The organism is Ralstonia sp. Ralssp110, assembly GCF_047325135.1.
In the GTDB taxonomy this organism is placed as follows: domain Bacteria; phylum Pseudomonadota; class Gammaproteobacteria; order Burkholderiales; family Burkholderiaceae; genus Ralstonia; species Ralstonia mojiangensis.
Genome location: NZ_CP168610.1, coordinates 2,593,088 through 2,614,927, shown reverse-complemented (window position 1 = coordinate 2,614,927; position 21,840 = coordinate 2,593,088). Strand labels below are relative to the sequence as shown.

At 64.5% G+C, this 21,840-nt stretch carries 18 protein-coding genes; 14 read left to right on the top strand and 4 right to left on the bottom strand.

The genetic code is table 11. From position 1 onward, the window contains the following. Nucleotides 1-51: 51 nt before the first annotated feature. Nucleotides 52-255 (bottom strand): hypothetical protein, encoded by a 204-nt coding sequence (locus ACEN9T_RS21175; RefSeq protein WP_413706978.1) that lies wholly within the window; start codon nt 253-255, stop codon nt 52-54. Between the two features lie 91 nt (nt 256-346). On the opposite strand from ACEN9T_RS21175, the gene dapA reads away from it, so the two are divergent. Further along, nucleotides 347-1,255: a 4-hydroxy-tetrahydrodipicolinate synthase gene (gene dapA / locus ACEN9T_RS21170; protein WP_413706977.1), complete on the top strand. Its 909-nt coding sequence runs from the start codon at nt 347-349 to the stop codon at nt 1,253-1,255. Nucleotides 1,256-1,402: 147 nt separating this feature from the next. Here the strand turns inward: dapA and hemL are convergent, their stop codons facing one another. Then, a complete protein-coding gene (gene hemL, locus ACEN9T_RS21165; RefSeq protein WP_413706976.1) occupies nt 1,403-2,704 on the bottom strand; it encodes a glutamate-1-semialdehyde 2,1-aminomutase in 1,302 nt (433 codons plus the stop codon). Between the two features lie 215 nt (nt 2,705-2,919). On the opposite strand from hemL, the gene ACEN9T_RS21160 reads away from it, so the two are divergent. The 6 genes from ACEN9T_RS21160 to ACEN9T_RS21135 all read left to right on the top strand — a co-directional run bounded on the left by ACEN9T_RS21160 (nt 2,920) and on the right by ACEN9T_RS21135 (nt 13,541). Next, complete coding sequence (locus ACEN9T_RS21160) at nt 2,920-3,102, top strand: rubredoxin (protein WP_003261842.1); 183 nt, start codon at nt 2,920-2,922, stop codon at nt 3,100-3,102. 292 nt (nt 3,103-3,394) lie between these two features. Next, the gene (locus ACEN9T_RS21155; RefSeq protein WP_147216854.1) at nt 3,395-3,892 is read left to right on the top strand and encodes a response regulator; all 498 of its coding nucleotides are present in this window, start codon (nt 3,395-3,397) and stop codon (nt 3,890-3,892) included. 30 nt (nt 3,893-3,922) lie between these two features. Continuing rightward, complete coding sequence (locus tag ACEN9T_RS21150) at nt 3,923-4,291, top strand: response regulator (RefSeq protein WP_004629647.1); 369 nt, start codon at nt 3,923-3,925, stop codon at nt 4,289-4,291. Between the two features lie 78 nt (nt 4,292-4,369). Next, nucleotides 4,370-4,915, top strand: a complete 546-nt coding sequence (locus ACEN9T_RS21145; RefSeq protein WP_413706975.1) for a chemotaxis protein CheW — start codon at nt 4,370-4,372, stop codon at nt 4,913-4,915. Between the two features lie 250 nt (nt 4,916-5,165). Next, on the top strand, nt 5,166-7,403 hold the full coding sequence (locus ACEN9T_RS21140) for a methyl-accepting chemotaxis protein (RefSeq protein WP_092971821.1): 2,238 nt from the start codon (nt 5,166-5,168) through the stop codon (nt 7,401-7,403). 96 nt (nt 7,404-7,499) lie between these two features. After that, nucleotides 7,500-13,541, top strand: coding sequence for an Hpt domain-containing protein (locus tag ACEN9T_RS21135; protein ID WP_413706974.1), 6,042 nt, complete (start codon nt 7,500-7,502; stop codon nt 13,539-13,541). A gap of 70 nt (nt 13,542-13,611) precedes the next feature. On the opposite strand, the gene ACEN9T_RS21130 is transcribed toward ACEN9T_RS21135, so the two are convergent. Next, nucleotides 13,612-15,165 (bottom strand): cryptochrome/photolyase family protein, encoded by a 1,554-nt coding sequence (locus ACEN9T_RS21130; protein ID WP_413706973.1) that lies wholly within the window; start codon nt 15,163-15,165, stop codon nt 13,612-13,614. A gap of 79 nt (nt 15,166-15,244) precedes the next feature. Between ACEN9T_RS21130 and ACEN9T_RS21125 the strand changes: the two genes are divergently transcribed. From ACEN9T_RS21125 to ACEN9T_RS21095, 7 genes are all read left to right on the top strand, one after another. Beyond that, on the top strand, nt 15,245-15,991 hold the full coding sequence (locus ACEN9T_RS21125) for a pseudouridine synthase (RefSeq protein ID WP_413706972.1): 747 nt from the start codon (nt 15,245-15,247) through the stop codon (nt 15,989-15,991). 96 nt (nt 15,992-16,087) lie between these two features. Further along, on the top strand, nt 16,088-16,660 hold the full coding sequence (locus tag ACEN9T_RS21120; protein ID WP_413706971.1) for a YqgE/AlgH family protein: 573 nt from the start codon (nt 16,088-16,090) through the stop codon (nt 16,658-16,660). Then, complete coding sequence (ruvX, locus tag ACEN9T_RS21115) at nt 16,653-17,084, top strand: Holliday junction resolvase RuvX (protein WP_413706970.1); 432 nt, start codon at nt 16,653-16,655, stop codon at nt 17,082-17,084. Before ACEN9T_RS21120 ends, ruvX begins: the two co-directional genes overlap by 8 nt. Then, nucleotides 17,081-17,599, top strand: a complete 519-nt coding sequence (pyrR, locus tag ACEN9T_RS21110) for a bifunctional pyr operon transcriptional regulator/uracil phosphoribosyltransferase PyrR (RefSeq protein WP_413706969.1) — start codon at nt 17,081-17,083, stop codon at nt 17,597-17,599. Before ruvX ends, pyrR begins: the two co-directional genes overlap by 4 nt. A gap of 65 nt (nt 17,600-17,664) precedes the next feature. Further along, entirely contained in the window at nt 17,665-18,636 is a 972-nt protein-coding gene (locus tag ACEN9T_RS21105) for an aspartate carbamoyltransferase catalytic subunit (protein WP_065856972.1), read from the top strand. A gap of 126 nt (nt 18,637-18,762) precedes the next feature. Continuing rightward, nucleotides 18,763-20,040, top strand: coding sequence for a dihydroorotase (locus ACEN9T_RS21100; RefSeq protein WP_413706968.1), 1,278 nt, complete (start codon nt 18,763-18,765; stop codon nt 20,038-20,040). Further along, nucleotides 20,027-20,824: a lysophospholipid acyltransferase family protein gene (locus tag ACEN9T_RS21095; protein WP_413706967.1), complete on the top strand. Its 798-nt coding sequence runs from the start codon at nt 20,027-20,029 to the stop codon at nt 20,822-20,824. Before ACEN9T_RS21100 ends, ACEN9T_RS21095 begins: the two co-directional genes overlap by 14 nt. 9 nt (nt 20,825-20,833) lie before the next feature. On the opposite strand, the gene ACEN9T_RS21090 is transcribed toward ACEN9T_RS21095, so the two are convergent. Next, on the bottom strand, nt 20,834-21,688 hold the full coding sequence (locus tag ACEN9T_RS21090; RefSeq protein ID WP_413706966.1) for a symmetrical bis(5'-nucleosyl)-tetraphosphatase: 855 nt from the start codon (nt 21,686-21,688) through the stop codon (nt 20,834-20,836). Nucleotides 21,689-21,840: the final 152 nt, after the last annotated feature.

Genomic DNA, 21,840 nt, shown 5'->3' with positions numbered 1-21,840 from the left:
CATGTCGTTTCAGCGCACTTTAGCTTATGCGCTTGACGCTCCAGTCACACATCAGTACGGTATGGGGACTTTTTTGACAATTTCCATGCGCGCGATTTCCTCTTCCTCGTCGATCTGCACGGCACCGGCATTCAGCCTGTCGGTCGTGTCGACGCTCGCGCGCGCCAAAAAAGCCACCAAACAGCCGCTCGTCTGACCGGAGCGCTGTTCCGTCAGATGGGCGACGGAACAGCGGTTGACCGACACGTTAGACACGGTTGCCTCTCAGCCGCATCTCGCGGGCCTGCATTCCCGAAGCGCTTCTGATGGTTTTTGACCGGTCGTTGATTCGTCCAGGAGTGTTGTCGTGCTTGAAAATTCATCCACCAATCTGTCCACCCGCGAACGTCCGTCTTATGCGGGCATCTGGGTGCCCATCGTGACGCCGTTTGCCGATGACGCCGCGCGATCGGTCAACTACGGCGCACTGTATACGTTAGTGGTGCGCTATCGCGCGTTGGGCGTTGCCGGCTTCGTGGCGTGTGGCAGTACCGGCGAAGCCGCAGCGCTGACTGATCAGGAACAGGCGGACGTGCTCGATACGGTACGCGCCGCCGCTGACGGCTTACCCGTAGTGATGGGCGTCTCGGGCAGCGCCCTCGCGTCCGTACGCGAGCGGATGCTGCGTCTCGCTGAGCATCGGCCGGCAGCGTTTCTGATTCCGGCGCCTTCCTACATTCGTCCGTCGCAGCGCGGGATCATCGAGTACTTCACTGCATTGGCCGATGCTTCGCCCGTGCCGGTGCTGCTGTACGACATTCCGTATCGCACCGGTGCAAACATCGACGCCGAAACGCTGCTTGCGCTGGCGGCACATCCCAACATCCACGGCATCAAGGATTGCGGCGGTGATGCTGACAAGACGCAGCGCGTGATTGCCGACGGCCGGTTGCAGGTGCTGGCGGGGGAGGATGCGCAGGTGTTCGGCACGCTGTGCGCAGGCGGCGTGGGGGCGATCATTGCTGCGGCGCATGTCCGCACGGAGCTGTTTGTTGAGATGGCAAGGGCGGTGCAAGAACAACGGTTGAACGATGCGCGGCGGTTGCATCATGCGCTGGCGCCGGTGATTCGGTTGCTGTTTGCTGAGACGAATCCGGGGCCTTTGAAGGCTTGGCTGGCTGCTGAGGGGTTGATTCGGAATGTGTTGCGGGCGCCGATGATGGGGGCTTCTGAGGGTTTGGGGAGCGAGTTGGCGGAAATGGCTCGGAGGGTTTGAGTTTTTTTGTTGGTGGTCCATCCCCCTTTCGTTCCCTGCCGGGCACGACCTACTTTTCTTTGGCAAGACAAAGAAAGTGAGTCAGCCCCGGCAGGGGATGAAACCAGGGGTGCCCCACCAAGGCTCATCCCAAGAAAACAAAAAAACTCAAACAGCCTTAAACGCCTTCCGAGCCGCCTCAAAAGTAGCGTCCAAAATCGCATCATCATGCGTGGAAGACACAAACCCGGCCTCAAACGCAGAAGGCGCCAGATAGACGCCCTGATCCAGCATCGCGTGGAAGAACGCATTGAAGCGCCCAACATCGCTCTTGGTCACTTCTGCAAAGCTCGTCGGGACGCCTTCGCGGAAGTAGATGCCGAACATGCCGCCCACGCTGTCAGCAGCAAACGGCACACCAACTTCACGCGCGATTTCTGCCAGCCCATCCACCAGCTTGCGCGTCTGCGCTGCAAGCCGGTCATGGAAGCCATCCGCAGCAATCAGCCGCAACGTGGTCAGCCCTGCCGCCACGGCCAGCGGATTGCCCGACAACGTTCCTGCCTGGTAGACGTTGCCCAGCGGCGCCAGGAACCCCATGATGTCGCGGCGGCCACCAAACGCCGCGGCTGGCATGCCGCCGCCAATCACCTTGCCCAGGCACGTCAGGTCCGGCTTGATGCCGTACAGCGCCTGCGCGCAACCGAGCGCGACGCGAAAGCCGGTCATCACCTCATCAAAGATCAGCACGGCGCCGTGCTCGGTGCACAGCGAACGCATGGCCTGATGGAATTCGTTGCTGCCACGCACGAGGTTCATGTTGCCGGCCACGGGTTCGACGATGACGGCGGCGATTTCCTTGCCATGGCGGGCAAAGGCCTCGCGCAGTGCGGCCACATCGTTGTACGGCAACACCATCGTGTGCTTGACCACGTCTTCCGGCACGCCGGCGGAAGAGGGCGCGTTCTGCGTCGTATCAGCAAACGTCAGCAGGCCCGAACCGGCTTTGACCAGCAGGCTGTCTGCATGACCGTGGTAGCAGCCCTCAAACTTGACGATCAGGTCGCGCCCGGTAAAACCGCGCGCCAGGCGCAGGGCGCTCATGGTTGCTTCGGTACCGGACGACACCAACCGTACCTGCTCGATCGACGGCACGAGCTTGCAGATTTCCTCGGCCATGACGACTTCAGCCTCGGTGGGCGCGCCGAACGAAAAGCTGTCGGCCGCCACCTCCTGCACGGCACGGACGACATCCGGATGCGCGTGGCCAACGATCATCGGACCCCAAGAGCCCACGTAGTCGATATAGCGGGTGCCGTCCGCGTCCCACAAGTACGGGCCGGCCGCCTTGGCGATGAAGCGCGGCGTGCCGCCCACCGAGCGGAAGGCGCGCACCGGCGAGTTCACCCCGCCGGGAATGGTCTTCTGGGCACGTTCAAACAGGGCGGCGCTGCGGGAGGGAGTCGACATGGAGGGTTTTGGAAGAAAGCGTGGCGCCGAGCAGAGCGGCGCTGCGGCACGGTTTAAAGGCTGTTCAAGGCGATTATGCGGTGGTTTGCCGCAGATCCGGGTTGGATGCAGTCAAACACCTTGTCTGCCCAGCGCGTGTTCTGGCGCACCCGGGCGTGATTCGGTACCATCTGGCCTGCCATTTTAATAGACGGAACCCACCGAAGCTTTGCCCTATGGAACAACAGATTGAATACAAGACGTGGATGTGCCTGATTTGCGGCTGGATCTACGACGAAGAACAAGGCGCCCCGGACGACGGCATTGCGCCCGGCACGAAGTGGGAAGACGTGCCCATCAACTGGACGTGCCCGGAATGCGGCGCGCGCAAGGAAGACTTTGAAATGGTGCAGATCTGATCCGGATCTGACCTGTCTCCCGTCAGCAAGTGAGCGTTTGCCCTCTTGCTGACAGCCAAGTATCAGGAAGTGACGGTTCGATGAATCGGCTCGTCGCTTCCATGCCACAAGCGCTCGGCGGACGGCCGGCGCCATTGACGGCGAATAGGTGACTTGTCACACTTCGTCAAATTCTGAGCTTCACACTTCATAAGCGGGCCGGGGGGCGTAGTTTTGAAGTCGTCGCCAGCGTGGGCCCTTTCCGTTTGGAGGGCACGCTGCGCGGCGATTTGCCGCGATCCATCCGGTCAGAATGTCGTGGCGACCCGTGGTCGCGCACTGCGAGAACATGATGCAATCCGCGCGGGTGGAACAACTGGCTGACTCTCAACCGCTGGCGAACTCTCCGCTGGCGCATTCCCTGACAGGCTGCAAGGTGCTGGTGATCGACGATTCCAGCACCATCCGCCGTACCGCGCAGATTTTTCTCACCCAAGCCGGGTGCCAGGTTGTGCTGGCCGAAGACGGCTTCGACGCACTGGCCAAGGTGGGTGACCTGAAGCCCGATCTCGTATTCTGCGACATCCTGATGCCGAATCTGGACGGCTACCAGACCTGCTCGCTGATCAAGAAAAGCCCAAAGTTTCATGCCACGCCTGTGATCATGCTGTCTTCGCGCGACGGAATTTTCGACCGTGCGCGGGGCAAGTCGGTCGGGGCGGTTGACCACCTTGCCAAGCCGTTCTCGAAGGAAGCGCTGCTGGAGGCGGTCCAGACGCATTTGCCGGTGGCGCCAGCTGCCGCGCAGTGATGGCATCTCTCTTAACGAAGGACTGTTTGTATGGCAATCAAGAAAGTGTTGGTGGTCGATGATTCTCCGACCGAAGCGCTGCACCTGTCGGAGATCCTCGGCAAGAACGGTTTCAAGGTGACGGTCGCTGCCGATAGCGAGCAGGCCATGACCAAGCTCGAAGCCGAAACCTTCGACCTGATCCTGATGGACGTTGTGATGCCAGGCCAGAACGGCTACCAGGCGACCCGCGCCATCAAGAAGGACGAGCGCTTCCAGGGTATCCCCGTGATCATGTGCACGACCAAGGGTCTGGAGACCGACCGTGTGTGGGGCATGCGCCAGGGCGCATCGGACTACATTGTCAAGCCGGTCAAGGCGGAAGAGCTGCTCGAGAAGATCGCCAAGCTGGCGCAGTAAACCTGCGGCAGTTGGCCAATCGTTATCCAACCGCGCGCAACGCCTGACATGGCGTACAGCACAGGACATGAGCCAGACGTGAACGAACAGCGCACCAACCTGACCTCCCGCCAGCGCCTGCATGAATACCAGGCGATGCTAGCCCGCCGCCTCCAAGAGGCGCGCGCCAAGTCGTCGACGGAAGGCTTTCTGGGCGTGCAGATCGGCGAGCACCACTGGCTTCTGTCGCTGACCGAAACCGGCGAAGTGCTGGACTACCAGCCGCCTGCACGCGTGCCGCTCACGCAGCCGTGGTACCTCGGTCTCGTGAACGCGCGCGGCAACTTGCTTGGTGTGATCGATTTCGGCCTGTTCTGCGGTGAAGCGCCGACGGGCAGCGGCAGCGGCGCCAAGATCGTGGTGCTGTCCAAAGACCCGCAGCGTGCGTGCGCAATCGTTGTGCCGCGTGTGGCGGGACTGCGCAGCCTGAACGATCTGCAGCCCGCCGAAGCCACCGTGGAAGAGGGGCGTCCTTGGTTGGGCCGCGCCTGGCGCGACGTGCACGGGACGCAGTGGCGTGAACTGGATGTGCGGCAGTTGCTGGCCGATCCGGCGTTTCTGCAGGTCGGCCGCAGCCGCACATAAAGCGATTGGGAATCAGGCCGTAGAGCCTTAGAGCAAACAAGAAAGATTGAGCACGCCGCTACGGGAGCGGGGTGTGCAGGGGCAAGAGGCGGTGCGTGGCGCGCGCAACAGGGCGCGCCAGATGTATTCGACGGGCACCGCCGAAGGTGCGTACCACGCCGGGTGGAACAAGGCGCGGACGCGGACGGGAAATCCATGCGGCTGATCTCGATAGAACGAGACGGCAGCATCGACAAAACAAGAGGGTCCTATGGGGTTCAAGTGGTTCAACGCAGGTCGCCGTGCCGCAGAGGCAGGGGCGCCGGAGGTTGCAGTGGAGGGCGCGTCGGCGGCTTCCGTGCAGTTGGCGCAGTTGGACAATGCGCCCCATACGGATGAGGACAATCCCGCGGGCCCGCCCACGCAACTGGGCCGCTCGCCCATGGATGCCGTGGTCGGATGGATGGAGCGCGTGCCGTTTGCTGCGCAGCAGCGTGTCTTCACGATCGGCCTGGTGGTCGGTCTGCTGGCCCTGCTGATCTCGGTGTACCTGGATAACCGCCAGGCCAACAACGGGTCGGTGCAGATTGAAATTGCCGGTGACACGCTGATGCACTCGCAGCGTCTGGCCAAGGCAGTGCCGGTGGCGCTGCTGGGTAACACCAACGCATTCGCCCAGCTCAAGGAAAGCCGTGCGCGCCTGCAGGAGAACCTCGATGCGCTGAAGAACGGCAACTCCGAACGCGGCGTGCGCGCCTCGGGCGGCGAGGCCGAAGCGCTGCTCGATAAGTCGATCGAAGAGTGGAAGCGCAGCGACAAGAGCGCGCAGGCCATTCTGGCGCAGGAAAAGACGCTGGTGGCGGTGGGTAAGACGCTGAACGTGTTCAACGCGTCGAACCCCGAACTGCTGGAAGAAGCCGAGCAGATTTCGTCGATGAAGCTGCAGACCAACGCGCCGGCCCGTGAAGTGGCCGCCTCGTCGCAGCTCGTGATGTTGACGCAGCGTCTGGGTAAGAACATGAACGAGTTCCTGGCCGGCGAAGGCGTGAACCCGGAAACGGCGTTCCTGCTCGGTAAGGACACGAACACCTTCCGCGAAACCTTGAATGGCCTGCTCAACGGCTCGGAAGCGCTGCGCCTGTCGGCCGCCACCGATGCTGAGACGAAGGGCTATCTGCAAGAGCTGTCGACCCGCTTCGACAATGTGCAGAAGACTACGCAGATCATTCTGGAAAACCTGCCGGGCCTGATTGCCGCAAAGCGCGCCCAGCAGCAGATCTTCAACGACAACGAAAAGCTGCGCGCCGACCTGTCGGACCTGCAGTCGGCCTATGCCGGCAGCGTGCGCAGCCGTCCGGTGACGCTCGGCGCGGTGGTGCTGTCGGCCATCCTGACCGTGGTCTGCCTGGCCGGCCTGGCCGCCCTGTACCTGCGCGATTCGCGCGTGCGTACGATGGAAGCAGAAGCGCGTCAGCGCGAAGCTGAAGAACGCCGGATGGTGGAAAAGCGCAACAACGATTCCACCCAGGCCGCAATTCTGCGTCTGATGAACGAGCTGCAGGACATTGCTGACGGTGACTTGACCAAGCAGGCCACCGTGTCGGAAGACATTACCGGCGCCATCGCCGACTCCGTGAACTACACCGTGGAAGAACTGCGCGAGCTGGTCGGCCGGGTGCAGCAGACGGCCGAGCAGGTGACGCAGGCATCGTCGGCGGTGCAGACCACGTCGGAAAGCCTGGTGGCCGCATCCGAAGAACAGTCGCGCCAGATTCGCCAGACCGGTCAGTCGGTGGTGGAGATGGCGGACCGCATTACGCAGGTCTCGCGCGGCGCTGCTGAATCGGCCAACGTTGCACGCGCCTCGCTGGCCGCTGCCGAGCAGGGTCAGCAAGCTGTGCAGAACGCCATCACGGGCATGAACGACATCCGTGACCAGATTCAGGAAACCTCGAAGCGGATCAAGCGCCTGGGCGAATCGTCGCAGGAGATTGGTGAAATCGTGGAGCTGATCTCGGACATTACCGAGCAGACCAACGTGCTGGCACTGAACGCAGCCATCCAGGCAGCATCGGCTGGTGAAGCCGGCCGCGGCTTCTCGGTGGTGGCAGAGGAAGTGCAGCGCCTGGCAGAACGTTCTGCCGAGGCAGCCAAGCAGATTGGCGCGCTGATCCGCACGATTCAGACCGACACGCAAGACGCGGTGCACGCCATGGAGCGCAGCACGGCGGGTGTGGTGGAAGGGGCGAAGCTGTCCGATAACGCCGGTGCCGCACTGGTGGAGATCGGCCGCGTGTCGCGCCAGCTTGCCGAACTGATTGAGAGCATTTCGCAGACGACGTCGCACGAAGCGACGCTGGCTTCGGACGTGGCGCAGAACATCGAACAGATCCTGCACATCACGGAGCAGACGTCGACGGGTACACGCCAGACCGCGCAGTCGGTGCGCCAGCTCACGCAGCTTGCTGAAGAACTGCGCGACTCGGTGGCGCGGTTCCGCATCGCCTGATTCGCGTAACGACGCCGTCACTGGATTTCGGGCGGGAGCGCCGAAGGGGTCACCCAGGCAACTGCGGCAACCGCCACCTGCTTTTTGGAAGCACACATGCGTCATCAATCTGCCGCCGAGCCCGCCCAGTCCCATCCTGCCTCGCTCGAGGTGGCTGGCGCCCCCGCGGTGCGCCCGAAGTCTGCCGTGCCGGTGCGTGACCTTTCCGCGCTAGCGTGGGTCGCGCCCAACATGCGCGCTGCGCTGGACGATGCCGTGCGCGAGTTCGGCGAATACGCAGCCGATGTCATCGTCAATCCGGAAGTCATCGGGGCGCGCGATACGACGTCGCTGCGCCTGGCCGGCCAGTATCTGCACCAGGCTGCCGGCGCACTGCTGATCGTCGGCCTGCGTGGTGTCGACGTGTATTGCCAGGCCGCCAAGCGCCTGCTCGAAGCCGTCGATGCTGGCACCGTAGCCGCCGACGCGCAGACGCTGGACGTGTTCTCGCGCGCCGTGCAAGCGCTGCAGGAATACGTGGTCGACCTGATGGCCGGCATGGCCGAAGAGCCGCTGCGCCTGTTCCAACCGTATCAAGCCGTGCTCGCCCGCCTGGGCGAAGAGCGCGTCCACCCGGCTGACCTGTGGGCCGATGAGCTGCGCCATCTGCCGGCCCTGCTGCTGCCCTCGCGCGATCTGCCGGGGCTGGCACGCCTGCGCCGCAAGTTCGAGCTCGCGTTGCTGACGGCGCTGCGGGCACCGGCATCCAACGCCGATGGTGCGCAGGTGGATCCGTCTGCAGCTGCTGCAGCCTACGCCCCGCTGGAAGACCTGCTGCATGGCATTCGCGCGCTAGAGCGCGAGCCGCGCCGCGCCGGGGACGATCTGCAGCGCGATCTGTGGCTCGTGCTGGCCCTGACGTTTGGCGCCTTGCGTGCCGGTCTGGTGCCGGCCGATATGACCGCCAAGCGCCTGGCGGCACGCGTCAACCTGCTGCTGCGCCAGTACTCGCACAACAACGTCCACCTGCCGCAAGGCCTGCTGACCGACGCGCTGTATCTGTTGGCCGGCATGGCCTACAGCAACGCGCCCGCAGCGCCGGTGGGCGACGATACGCTCGGCCCGGACATCGTGGCCTGTGTGCAGGCCTTCGCGATTCCGCCCACGCACGCGCCCGCTGGCGCACTGCATACGCGCCAGTATTACGCGCTGCTGCCGACGGACACCAGCGACACGCTGCAACGCGTTGGCCGCTCGCTCGAAGCGCTCAGTCAACAACCGGCACCCGCTGCGGACGAACTCGACGCTGCACTGCAGACGCTTGCGCTGCATGCCGACGCGTTGGGGCAGCCGGCCCTGTCTGACCTGTCGAACCGACTGACCGAAGCTGCCGGGCAGGACGTTGCACCCACGCTGCAATTCCTCTCGCGCATGCTGGCACGCCCGTGGGCCGTGCATGGCGAATCCGGCGACCTGCGCAGCGCGTGGTTTGCCGCCCGCTGCAGCGAACTGGCCGAACATGCTCGCGCCACGCAAGACGGCCACGCCGTGCCAGCACCCGCATGGCTCACGCTGCTGGCCGAAGAAGCCGCACAACGCCGCGCGCGCGCCGAGCAGGTTCGCACGCTGCAAACGCAGTTAGCCTCTGCCGAAACGCACCTCGATGCGTTCGAGCGCGAAGGCGCAGAAAGCGGCGGCCTGCAAGAGGCTGCACGCCTGTTCGGCGAGATGCAGAGCACTTTTGCCGCACTGGACGCCGATGAGGCCGTCCACGCTACCGAAGCCGCTCAATCGACCATCAACGCGCTGCACGCTGCGGGCGAGGGTACTACTGCCGATCGCGAACGTTACCTGGCTGCGCTGGCCGCCAACGTCAGCGGCCTGCAAGCCCTGCTGGACGCGCTGTCTGCCGGCACAGAACTGACCGGCGGCCAGGTCGACGAGATCGTCATCGAAGGCCAGTTGACGCCGACCGAGCGCGAAACCGCATGGCGCGAGTTCGCCTTCGATGCCGAATCCGGCATGCTGACCCGCCGCGAGCCGCAATCCGAAACGCTCGCCGGCGCAGGTGTGTCCAATGCCGATGCTGCATCGCCGCTGCAAGCGCTGCTCGATCGCCTGCTGGCCAAGCAACCGGTTGACCCGACCGACCCGCTGGCCGCCGAGTTGCGTGCCGCGCTGCAGGAAGCACGCGACGCCGCCGCCATCGACGACGATCCGGCTCGCCGGCGTCGCCTGGAAGAGGCGCTGGCCCAGTTCGACGCATGGCAGGTTGGCAGTGCCGGCGCGCTTGAGCGCATGCAGGCCGCATTGGCCGCTCCGGCTGCGGTGCCCGCTGCTGCCGCTGCACCTGCACTTGGTGCCGTGCGGGATACCCAATCCATTGATGCCGAGCTGCTCGACATCTTCCTGTCTGAAGCAGAAGAAGTGCTGGCCGGCGTGCGCGCCGATCTGCAGGGCCTGCAAGCCGCTGCTGATGTGGGCACGGGTGGCCTGGCTACCGGCTCCGACTTGGACCTGCTCACGCAGTTGCGTCGCGCGTTCCACACGCTCAAGGGCTCGGGCCGCATGGTCGGCCTCACGCGCTACGGCGAAGCTGCCTGGGCCATTGAGCAGGTCATGAACGTTTGGCTGGCGGAGAGCCGCGTGCCGACGCATGACCTGGCCGCGCTGCTGACACGTGCCGAGTCCGAGTTGTCGACGTGGGCCGCGGCCATTGCGCAATCGCCGCAAGCCGATCACCCCATTGAACCGCTGGTCGCCGCCGCCGAGCGTGTGCGTCATGGCGGTCCGTTCGTTTGGCTGGAGGCCGTGCCCGAAGCGCAGGCTGCTCCCGAACACGTTGAGCCGCAAACGCCCGAAGCACCGGCTGCGGAAGCCGCATCGCACGACGTCGACGCGGTGCAGCCGATGGAGCTGGCTGCGCCGGATGTGCCCGTTGCAGAAGCAGAAGAAGCCGTCGCGCTCTCGTGGGATGACGAACCCCCGCTGCCCGAAGTCGAGGCGCCAATGCCCGAGGCCACCGCGCCGGTGGTGGAGCATGAGGCAATCGAGCCGGTTGCGGAGCACGTCGAAGAGGCTAATCAGCAAACGGCCGCTGAACCGGTTGCCGCTGACGCCGATGCCAAGGTGATCCCGTTCCCGTTCGCGCAGACTGGCGAGCCGGAGGAAGCACCGCACGACGATGGCGTGAAGGAGATTGGTCCGGTCCGCATCAGCGTGGCGCTGTACAACGTCTACCTGCAGGAAGCCGATGACCTGATCCGCCGCCTGGGCGTGGATTTCTCGGAGTGGCGCCACGAAGGCCGCACGCCCCCGAGCGAGCTGGCGCTGCGCGCCGCACACACGCTGCAAGGCAGCTCCGCCGTGGTCGAACTGGAGCCCGTGCGCCAGTTGGCTGGGGCGCTGGAGCAGGTGCTGCTGAACCTGAACAGCCGCCCGGTGGCGATGCATCCGGGCGACTTCCGCCTGCTCGATCAATCCATCGAGCGCATGCGCGGCATGCTGCATCAATTTGCCGCCAGCCTCTGGCCAGACGCTGACGAGGCGATGCGCCGCAGCCTCGATGAGTTGTGCGAGCGCCTGCTCGTGCGTCCGCGCCTGCCGCTGGAGCCGGCGCCCGCCGCCTTTACCGAAGTTGAACAGGCCGAGAACGAAACCGCTGGCCTGGCCGGCGAGCCAGGGTTTGAGCCGGCGGAGATCACGCCGACGTTCGTGCCGTCGCTGGTGCCCGTGCACGAGTCGCCGGTTGCCGAGCCGGCCGTGGGTGAGCTGGTCCGCCAAGCACCCGCCGACGCGCTTGATCCGGCGCTGCTGGAAATTTTCCTGGAGGAAGCGCACGTCGCGCTGCCCGAGCTGGGCCAGCACTTGCGTGCATGGGAAGCCGAGCCGCAGGACCGCAATGCCGCCGGCCTGCTGCTGCGTAACCTGCACACCGTCAAGGGCAGTGCGCGCATGGCCGGCGCCATGACGCTGGGTCAGGCAGCGCACGAAATGGAAAGCGCCATTGAAGGCGGCTTGCGCCAGAACCGCGTGGACGACGCGCTGTTCCGCAAGCTCTACGTCTGGTTTGACCGCATTCAGGCGCACGTCGATGCGCTGGGCGCGGGCAATCTGCTGCCGCTCGATGCTGGCCTTGCCGATGCTACCGAGGCGCCGCAGACGGCAGCTGACGCGCAGACATCGTCCGGTGCATCGATGCTGCCGGCTGTTGCAGTATCGACGAACGTCGATCTGACCGGCGCGCGCAGCCCTGAAGCTGAAGCCCTCGAAGTGGCTGAACGCCAGCGCGCGATGGTGCGCGTGCAGGCGCGTGCGCTTGACTCGCTTATCAACGATGCGGGTGAAGTCGGTGCCGCGCGTGCGCGTCTGGAGTCGGAAGTCGATGCGCTCAAGACCTATCTGTCGGAACTGAACGACAACGTGGCGCGTTTGCGCTCGCAGGTTCGCGAGATCGAAATCCAGGCCGAGACGCAGATGGAGTCGCGCATTGCCGATGCGGCTGCACACGACGAATCGTTCGACCCGCTTGAGTTCGACCGATTCACGCGCTTGCAGGAACTCACGCGGATGATGGCCGAGTCCGTCAATGACGTGGCGACGGTGCAGCAGAACTTGTTCCGCGGTTTCGATCAGGCGTCGCTCGATCTGGAAACGCAGGCACGCCTCACGCGGGGCTTGCAGCGCAGCCTGATGCGTGCGCGCATGGTGCAGTTCGATACCGTGGCTGACCGCCTGTACCGCGTGGCTCGCCAGGCGGCGTCGGAAACCGGCAAGGAAGTCCGCCTGTTCATCAAGGGCGGTACGGTGGAACTGGATCGCAGCGTGCTGGACCGCATGGGCGGCCCGCTCGAACACATGATCCGCAACGCCGTCGCACACGGCATTGAATCCGCCGACGAGCGTCGCGCCAAGGGCAAGAATCCGGCGGGCGAGCTCACGCTGGAAGTGCAGCAGGAAGGCAACGAAGTCGTGCTGCATTTCGTGGACGACGGCGCCGGGTTGAACCTCGACCGCATTCGCGCCCGCGCACTGGAGCGCCAGCTTCTGGCGCCGGATGAGGAGGCCAGCGACGCGCGCCTCACCGAGATGATCTTCACGCCGGGCTTCTCCACGGCGGATCAGGTGTCCGAGCTGGCCGGCCGTGGCGTGGGCATGGACGTGGTGCGTGCTGAAACCGTTGCCCTGGGCGGCCGGATCTCGCTGCAGACGACGCCGGAAGTCGGCACGCGTTTCACCATCCACCTGCCGCTGACCACCGCCATTACGCAGGTGCTGCTGGTGCGTGTGAGCGAGCGCGTGTACGCGATTCCGTCGGGCATGATCGACCACGTGCAGCAACTGCGTCCGCAGGCGCTGGCCGAGGCGTACAACGCGGCTGCACTGCAATTGCCGACGGGCCCCGTGCCGTTCCACTACTTTGGCGCGCTGCTTGAAGAAGCGAAGTCCGTCACGGGCGGGCGCAAGTACTCGCCGGCCGTGGTGGTGCGCAACGGTGCCGAGCGCGCCGCCGTGCACGTCGACGAAGTGATCGGCAACCGCGAAGTGGTGGTCAAGCACATTGGCCCGCACCTCGCGCGTCTGGAAGGCATTGCCGGTGCAACGACGCTGGGCGACGGCGAGATTGTGCTGATCTACAACCCCGTGGTGCTCACGCAGCGCTTCGAGCGCGAAGCGGTTGCACGCAGCCTGTCAGACCCGGAAGCCACGGGCGCCGTGGCCGAGCTGCAGCGCGACGGCAGCACCGACGCCGTGCCGGGCCTCGCCACACAGCCGATCGTCATGGTGGTCGACGATTCGCTGACCGTGCGTAAGGTCACGCAGCGTCTGCTCACGCGCTCCGGCTACCAGGCCGTGCTCGCACGCGACGGTGTGGACGCGCTGCGTCAGTTGCAGGAGATCACGCCCGACGCGATGCTCGTCGACATCGAAATGCCGCACATGGACGGCTTCGACCTTACGCGCAACGTGCGTGCGGACGAACGCATCGGCGCTACGCCGATCATCATGATCACCTCGCGTACGGCGGACAAACACCGCCGCTACGCCGCGGAGATCGGCGTGAATGTCTACCTGGGCAAGCCGTACAACGAAGAGGAGTTGCTGCAGCATCTGCGCAACCTCATCGGCGAGCGTGCGCCGGCGGCCAACGCAGGCTGACGACACGCCTGGCAGAAACAACAACGGGCCGGTGTTCTACCGGCCCGTTGTCTTTGGTGCGTGGCGATTCTCAATCGTCGCTGATCTTGCTCAGTGCCGCCGCCTCGGCGCCCGATGTGCGATGCGCCTTGGTGACGGCATAGCGGTCGAGTGTCGCAGCACGCGCGGCCGCGTGGTCGACGATGGGCAAGGGATACGTCTCGCCCAACGCGACGCCTGCTTCCTTCAGCACGTTGGCCGGCGCCGTCCATGGCGCGTGAATGTACTTGTCGGGCAGCTTCGCCAATTGCGGCAGGTACTTGCGGATGAAGCGGCCTTGCGGGTCGAACTTCTCCGATTGCGTGACGGGATTGAAGATGCGGAACCACGGCTGCGCGTCGCACCCACTGGACGCCGCCCACTGCCAGCCGCCGTTGTTGGCTGCGAAGTCGAAATCGTTGAGGACGTCGGCAAAATACTGCTCGCCGCGTCGCCAGTCGATGCCGAGGTCCTTGATGAGGAAGCTCGCCGCCACCATGCGCAGGCGGTTGTGCATGTAGCCGCTCTGGAAGATCTGCAGCATGGCTGCGTCCACGAGCGGGTAACCGGTGCGCGCAGCCTTCCACGCTTCGAAGCGCGCGTCGCCGGTGTCTCCGTCTACCCAGCGGATGCGATCGAATTCCGGATGGAACGCGGCGCCGTCGGCCAAGTCCGGGCGGTGATGCAGGATCATGAAATAGAAGTCGCGCCAGACCAACTCCGACAGCCACGTCGCCGCGCCCCGACTGCCGCGCAGCATGGCGGCATGCGCGCGCGCTGCGAGCGCGCGGATCGACACGGTGCCAAAGCGCAGGTGCGTTGACAGATAGCTGGGTCCGCGCACGGCGGGAAAGTCACGGCGCGCATGGTAGTCGTCCATGCGCTCTTCAAACTCGTCGAGCAAGGCCTGGCCGCCCGACATGCCAGTGGGCAGGGCGATCTCCGACAGATTGGTGCGTGCGAAGCCCATCGATTCCAACGCTGGCGTCGCGTGTGAAAGCGCCTGCGGCGGCTTGGCCAGCGCACCTAGGTAAGGCTCGGTCGGATACGCGCGCAAGTCGAACGGTGTCAACGCGGCCAACCAGGCATTCTTGTAAGGCGTGAAAACGCCATACGGTTTGCCTTGCCCGTTCAGGATTTCGTCGCGCTCGAAGATCACCTGATCCTTGAAGTCGAACCAGGCGCACGGCTGCTGGGCCAGCACTTTGCGCACCGCTTCATCGCGGGCCTGCGCAAAAGGTTCTTCGTCATGGTTGGCGAAAACGGCTTCGATGTTGAGCCGGCGCGCGATCTCGGGAATCGCCTGGCGCGGGTGATCATGCACGACGATCAGGTCGCCGCCGGCCTCGCGCAACACGCTGCGCAGTTCCTCGACGGACGCGCGGATGAACTCGATGCGGCGGTCGGCCTTGAGCCCGCGCGCAAGCAGCGCGTCGAGGATGTCGCGGTCGAATACGAACACGCAATAGACCTCGCGGCAGTGGCGCAGGGCATAATGCAGCGCCGCGTGGTCGAAGTGCCGCAGATCGCGCCGGAACCACACCAGGCCTCGCTGGAAGTGCGCTCCGATGTCGTAAGGCTGGCGGCTTGGGGCGGTGGAGGGCATCGGATGGAGTCGGTTGCTCTTTGGACTGGCCGAGCGTATCGCAAAATACGCGCCTTTTTGTCTTGTTCACGTTGTTGTCATGGCTGATTCTTCTCGTCTTCCGCTGTATCGCATCCTGCAATCACAGGGCTTCGGCACGCGCCGCTATTGCAAGGACCTCGTACTCGCGGGTTTGGTATTCATCAACGGCGTCGAGATGGAAAGCCCTGATGCGCTGGTCGATACCGCCGGCCTGGTGCTGGATGTCGACGGCGAGCGCTGGGCATACCACGCCCGAGCCTATTTGATGCTCAACAAGCCGGCCGGCGTGGAGTGCTCGCAAAAGCCGAAACACCATCCGAGCGTATACACGCTGCTGCCGGTGCCGCTGCGCGAGCGGGCCGTGCAGTGCGTCGGGCGGCTCGACCAGGACACCACAGGACTGCTGCTGCTCACGGACGATGGCCAGTTCGTTCACACCATCACCAGCCCGCGCCACCAGGTGCCCAAGGTCTACGAGATCACCACCGCCGAGCCCGTAACCGATGCGCAGATCGCCCAGTTGTGCGCCGGCGTGCTGCTGGCCGACGAGAATGAAAACGTTGCCGCCGCTTGGGCGGAGCGTGTCGACACGCACCACCTGCGTATGGCGCTCACGCAAGGCAAATACCACCAGGTGAAACGCATGGTGGCGGCTGCCGGTAACCACGTGGCCGGATTGCACCGCAGCGCCATCGGCGGGTTGTCGCTGGGCGACCTGGCACCGGGCGACTGGCGTTGGCTGGAAGCCGCTGATCTGGGGGCGTTGAACACCACGCCGCCACATGCAACCGGGCCGAGTGCCTGAGGCGCCACAATATGCCAGACCAAAAAACCTTGCGCCGAGGGCCGATTCCTCAAAATGAGAGGGGCAGCGCCCGGGGGCTTTTGGTAAACTCACCCCATGGCCTCGCCTGACGCACTTATCAATCTCACGAATCAGTTCCTGATCGCTATGCCTGGCATGGCGGATTCCACGTTTTCGGGCACCGTCGTGTACATGTGCGAGCACAACGAGCGCGGCGCGCTCGGGCTCGTGATCAACCGCCCCATCGACATCGACTTGGCGACACTGTTCGACAAGATCGATCTCAAGCTCGAAATCCACCCCCTCGCAGAACAATCCGTGTACTACGGCGGCCCGGTGCAGACTGAGCGCGGCTTTGTGCTGCACGACGCTACGGGCGCGTATTCGTCGTCGCTGGCGGTGCCGGGCGGGCTGGAAATGACCACCTCCAAGGATGTGCTAGAAGCTGTTGCCCAGGGAGGCGGCCCGCACCGCTTCATCCTGACTCTCGGGTATGCCGGCTGGAGTGCCGGACAACTGGAAGACGAAATCAGCCGCAACGGCTGGCTGACTGTCCACGCCGATCCCGAGATCATCTTCAACGTGCCTCCCGAAGAGCGGTTTGCCGCGGCGCTGAACCTGCTGGGCATCAACCCCGCCATGCTGTCGGGCGAGGCCGGGCATGCCTGAGCCGGCGCGTCCGGCGACCCATTCCGTGCCCGCAGAAGGCACCTTGCTGGCATTCGATTACGGCGAAAAACGCATCGGCGTCGCGCTGGGTAATTCCATTACGCGCTCGGCGCGGGCGCTGGAAACCATTCCTAACCGCTCGGTCGATTTCCGTTTCGCGCAGATCACGCGGCTTGTGGGCGAATGGCAGCCAGTCGGCTTCGTGGTCGGTATGCCAGTTCACCCCGATGGGGAAGAGCAGCCGATGATCAAGCTCGCCAAGCGCTTCGGCAATCAATTGCACGGCCGCTATGGCCTGCCGGTTACCTGGGTGGACGAGCGCTATTCGTCAATCGCCGCGCAGGACGCCGGTGCCTCCGACGATGTGCTCGACGCAGAAGCCGCGTGCATCATCCTCCAACAGTTTTTCGACGAACACGCATGACATCGCAACAGATCGATGCCGAGGCGCTGTACCAGAGCCTCGTTGCACAACTGCGCACGCGGCTGGCCGACGGCCACACCTGGTCGGTGGCCGGCATTGTCAGCGGCGGCGCCTGGATTGCCAAGCGGCTGGCGCATGACCTTGGCCTGCCCGATTACGGCGTCGTCAACGTTGCGATGCACCGCGACGATTACGCCAAGAAAGGCCTGCACGCCAAGGCGCAACCGACCACGCTGCCGTTCGACGTGAACGAGCGCCGCATCCTGCTGGTGGACGACGTGCTGGCCAGCGGTCGCACCATCCGCGCGGCCATCAATGAACTGTTCGACTACGGCCGTCCGGCTGCGGTCGAGCTGGCCGTGTTGGTCGACCGCGGTGAACGCCAGTTGCCCGTTGCCCCCGATTACATCGGTGAACGCATCACGCTGCCGCCCAACGAATCGCTCGTGCTGAGCGAAGCCGGCGAGGGCGCTTCGGCCCGCTTCACCTTTACGTGCGAGCTCAAAGGCGCTTGAGTTCGCCCGCTGCACCGCACCCGCTTTGACCTGACCTGTACTGACCTCGTCGCCTTTCGTTTCTCATGCCCAAGACTTTCGCCAACCCGCAGCTCACGAAAAACGGCGAGCTCAAGCACCTGCTGTCGATCGAGGGGCTGTCGCGCGACATCCTCACGCACGTGCTGGACACCGCGCAGCAGTTCGTCTCCGTGTCGGATTCCGACCGTGAGGTGAAGAAGGTGCCTCTGCTGCGCGGCAAGAGCGTGTTCAACCTGTTCTTCGAGAACTCCACGCGCACGCGCACCACGTTCGAGATCGCGGCCAAGCGGTTGTCGGCGGACGTGATCAACCTGAACATCAACGCGTCGTCCACCAGCAAGGGTGAGTCGCTGCTCGACACGATCAACAATCTGTCGGCGATGCAGGCGGACATGTTCGTCGTCCGCCACGCCAGTTCCGGTGCGCCGTACCTGATCGCGGAGCACGTCGCGCCGCATGTGCACGTCATCAACGCGGGCGATGGCCGTCATGCGCACCCGACGCAGGGGCTGCTCGACATGTACACCATCCGCCACTACAAGAAGGATTTCTCCAACCTGACGGTGGCGATCGTCGGCGACATCCTGCACTCGCGCGTGGCGCGTTCCGACATCCATGCGTTGACGACGCTGGGCTGCGCCGAAGTGCGCGCCATTGGCCCGCGTACGCTGCTGCCGGGCGGGCTGGAGCACATGGGTGTGCGCGTCTTCCACAACATGGAAGAAGGCCTGAAGGGCGTGGACGTGGTCATCATGCTGCGCCTGCAGAACGAGCGTATGAGCGGCGCGCTGTTGCCCTCGGCACAGGAATACTTCAAGGCCTACGGCCTCACGCAGGAGCGCCTGGCGCTGGCCAAGCCGGACGCCATCGTCATGCACCCCGGCCCGATGAACCGCGGCGTGGAAATCGATTCCGCCGTGGCCGACGGCGTGCAATCGGTGATCCTGAATCAGGTGACGTTCGGCATCGCCGTGCGCATGGCGGTCATGGGCATCGTGGCTGGCAACAACGACTGAGATCGATGAAAAACGATTCTGCCGGCCCGGCGTCGACTTGCCGTACTTTTTGTACTGTCTGCGTCGGCGCCGAACCGCCAGAACCGCTTCGCTTCGTTTTGCATCCATCTCAAAAATATTGAAACGATGAAACTGCATATCAAAGGCGGCCGCCTGATCGACCCGGCCAACGGTATCGACGCACAACAGGACCTGTACATCGCGGCAAGCAAGGTGGTCGGTGTCGGCCACGCTCCGGCGGATTTCCATGCCAACAAGACCATCGACGCGACGGGCTTGGTTGTTTGCCCGGGCCTGATTGACCTATCAGCCCGCCTGCGCGAGCCGGGCTTCGAATACAAGGCCACGCTCGAGTCGGAAATGGCGGCGGCCATGGCCGGCGGCGTGACCTCGCTGGTATGCCCGCCGGACACCGATCCTGTGCTGGACGAACCCGGCTTGGTCGAGATGCTCAAGTTCCGCGCGCGCAACCTGAATCAGGCGCATGTGTATCCGCTCGGTGCGCTCACTGTCGGTTTGAAGGGCGCGGTGCTGACGGAGATGGCCGAATTGACAGAGTCGGGCTGCGTTGGCTTCTCGCAGACCGATGCGCCGATGGCCGACACGCAAGTGCTGATGCGTGCGCTGCAATACGCGCAGACCTTTGGCTTCACCGTCTGGCTGCGCCCGGAAGACCCGTATCTGGGTAAGGGCGGCGTGGCCGCAAGCGGCCCGCTGGCTTCACGCCTGGGCCTCTCGGGGGTGCCTGTCATGGCTGAGACGGTGCGCCTGCATACCATCTTCGAACTGATTCGCAGCACGGGCGCCCGTGTGCACCTGTGCCGCTTGTCATCGGCCGCGGGCATCGAGCTTGTGCGCCGTGCGAAAGCCGAAGGTTTGCCGGTCACATGCGACGTGAACGTCCACCATATCTCGCTGACCGACGTCGATATCGGCTACTTCAATTCGCAGATGCGTTTTGTGCCGCCGCTGCGCTCCGGGCGCGACCGCGACGGCATCGTGCGTGCGCTGGCCGATGGCACCATCGACGCGATCTGTTCCGACCACACGCCTGTGGATGACGACGAGAAGCTGCTGCCGTTTGCTGAGGCCACACCCGGCGCGACCGGCCTCGAAACCCTGCTGCCGCTCACGCTGCGCTGGGCCACCGAACACAAGGTCGAGCTGTCGAAGGCGCTGTCGCGCATCACCAGCGAGCCGGCTCGTGTGCTGGGCCTGCATGCAGGCTCGCTGGAAGTGGGGGCGATGGCCGATGTGTGCGTGTTCGATCCGGATGCGACCTGGAAACTTGAGCCACGCGCGCTGCGGAGCCAAGGCAAGAACTCCCCGTATCTGGGCTTCGAGCTAGCCGGCCGTGTACGTGCCACGATGGTTGCCGGGCATCTTGCCTATGACGGGCATTGATCAACGCGTGACAAGCGCGCCCACCGAGACGTGCACGCCACAGCGCAAGCATGTGCTCCGCAAGCTGCGGTTGCTCGTGCATCTGGTCGAAGGTCTGATCACGTGCGCGTTGCTGTTCTGGTGGATCAAGCCGCAGACCAAGCAAGCGTTGATTCAACGCTGGTCGCGCAAGTTGCTGGCGCTGTTCCGGGTCTCGCTCGTGGTGCATGGCGAGCAGGTCTCGGGCCAGGAACTGGCGGGTTCCATGCTGGTGTCCAACCATGTCTCGTGGATCGACATCTACGCGATCAACAGCTGGTACCCGCCGCGCTTCGTCGCCAAATCGGAGATTCGCGGCTGGCCGGTGATTGGCTGGTTATGCGCTCAGACGGGCGTGCTGTTTGTCGAGCGCGCCCGCAAGCGCGATGCGCATCGCATCATGCACGTCATTGCAGATGCGATGCGTTCGGGGGATGCCATTTGCGTGTTCCCCGAGGGCACGACGTCTGACGGGCTGCAACTGCTGCCGTTTCACGCCAACCTGTTTCAGGCGCCCGTCAGCGCTGGCGCACCCATCCGGCCGGTGGCGCTGCGCTATCGCATTGCCGGGACGGGTGAGTTGACGACCATTCCAGCGTATATCGGTGACCTGTCGATGATGGACACGATCAATGCCATGCTGAACGGGCCGCCGTTGGTGGTGGAAGTGCTCGTAGGCCCCGCCGTGGCTCCGGAGATGGATCGCCGTGCCCTGGCCGCACATAGCCAGGAAGCGGTTGCGACCCTGATCGCTCGCGCGGGCTAGGTCAAACGGTTATTTCTTTTTGTGCGCGAGCGGGTCTTGCGCCTGCTCGCAATCCACCTGGATCACGTCACGCCCGGCTGGGGCCAGCGATAGCTTCGCCGCTGTCAGCTTCCCACCCCACACGCAGCCGGTATCCAAGCCCATCACATCGTCGCGCATCACCAGCCCACGGGTGGACCAATGCCCGAACACGATCGGCGTGCCTCGCGTGCGGCGGCCCGGCACGTCGAACCACGGCATGTGGCCATCCGGTGCGCCATCGGCGTCCGTCGTTTCGAACTCCATCGTGCCGTCGGGCTTGCAGAAGCGTAGGCGCGTCAAGGCGTTGATGGTCAGCCGTAGCCGATCCATGCCGACGAGATCGTCGCTCCACTTGTCCGGATGGTTGCCGAAGGCGTCGGCCAGGAAGGTCTTCCAATGTGCGCTGCGCAGCTCTCGCTCCACCGCGCCGGCCAACTCCAGTACATCGCCTGTCGTCCACTGAGGCAGGACGCCGGCGTGCACCATCAGGAAACTGTTTTCGAAAATGGCCAGCGGCTGGTGGCGTAGCCAGGTGATGAGTTGGTCGCTATCGGGCGCGGAGAGGATCTCGGCGATCGTGTCTCGCTTGCCGGGCTTGCGCACGCCTGCCGCCACGGCAAGCAGGTGGATATCGTGGTTGCCCAGCACGGTGCGAGCGCGGCCGGCCTCGCAAAGCGCGATAACTTGGCGCAGCGCGGCGAGCGACTCTGGGCCTCGGTTGATGAGGTCGCCGACGAAGCGGAGTGGGGCGTTGGCGGGGAGGGCGGCCAGCAAGGACTGGAGGCGGGAGCAGCAGCCTTGGAGGTCGCCGATGGCGTGGGGGGGGATAGTTGCAACTTTCATGTGCTGTCGACCGCGCATTCAGTCTGTTTGAGGCGTTGCGGTCTCAGGTGTTACAACGCGCTACAAAAAGTTCAGGCGCTTTGGCAGGGTATGCCTAGGGGGTCGGATAGAATACGCGACTTCTCACGACATTTAACAAATCCGTAGGGTCC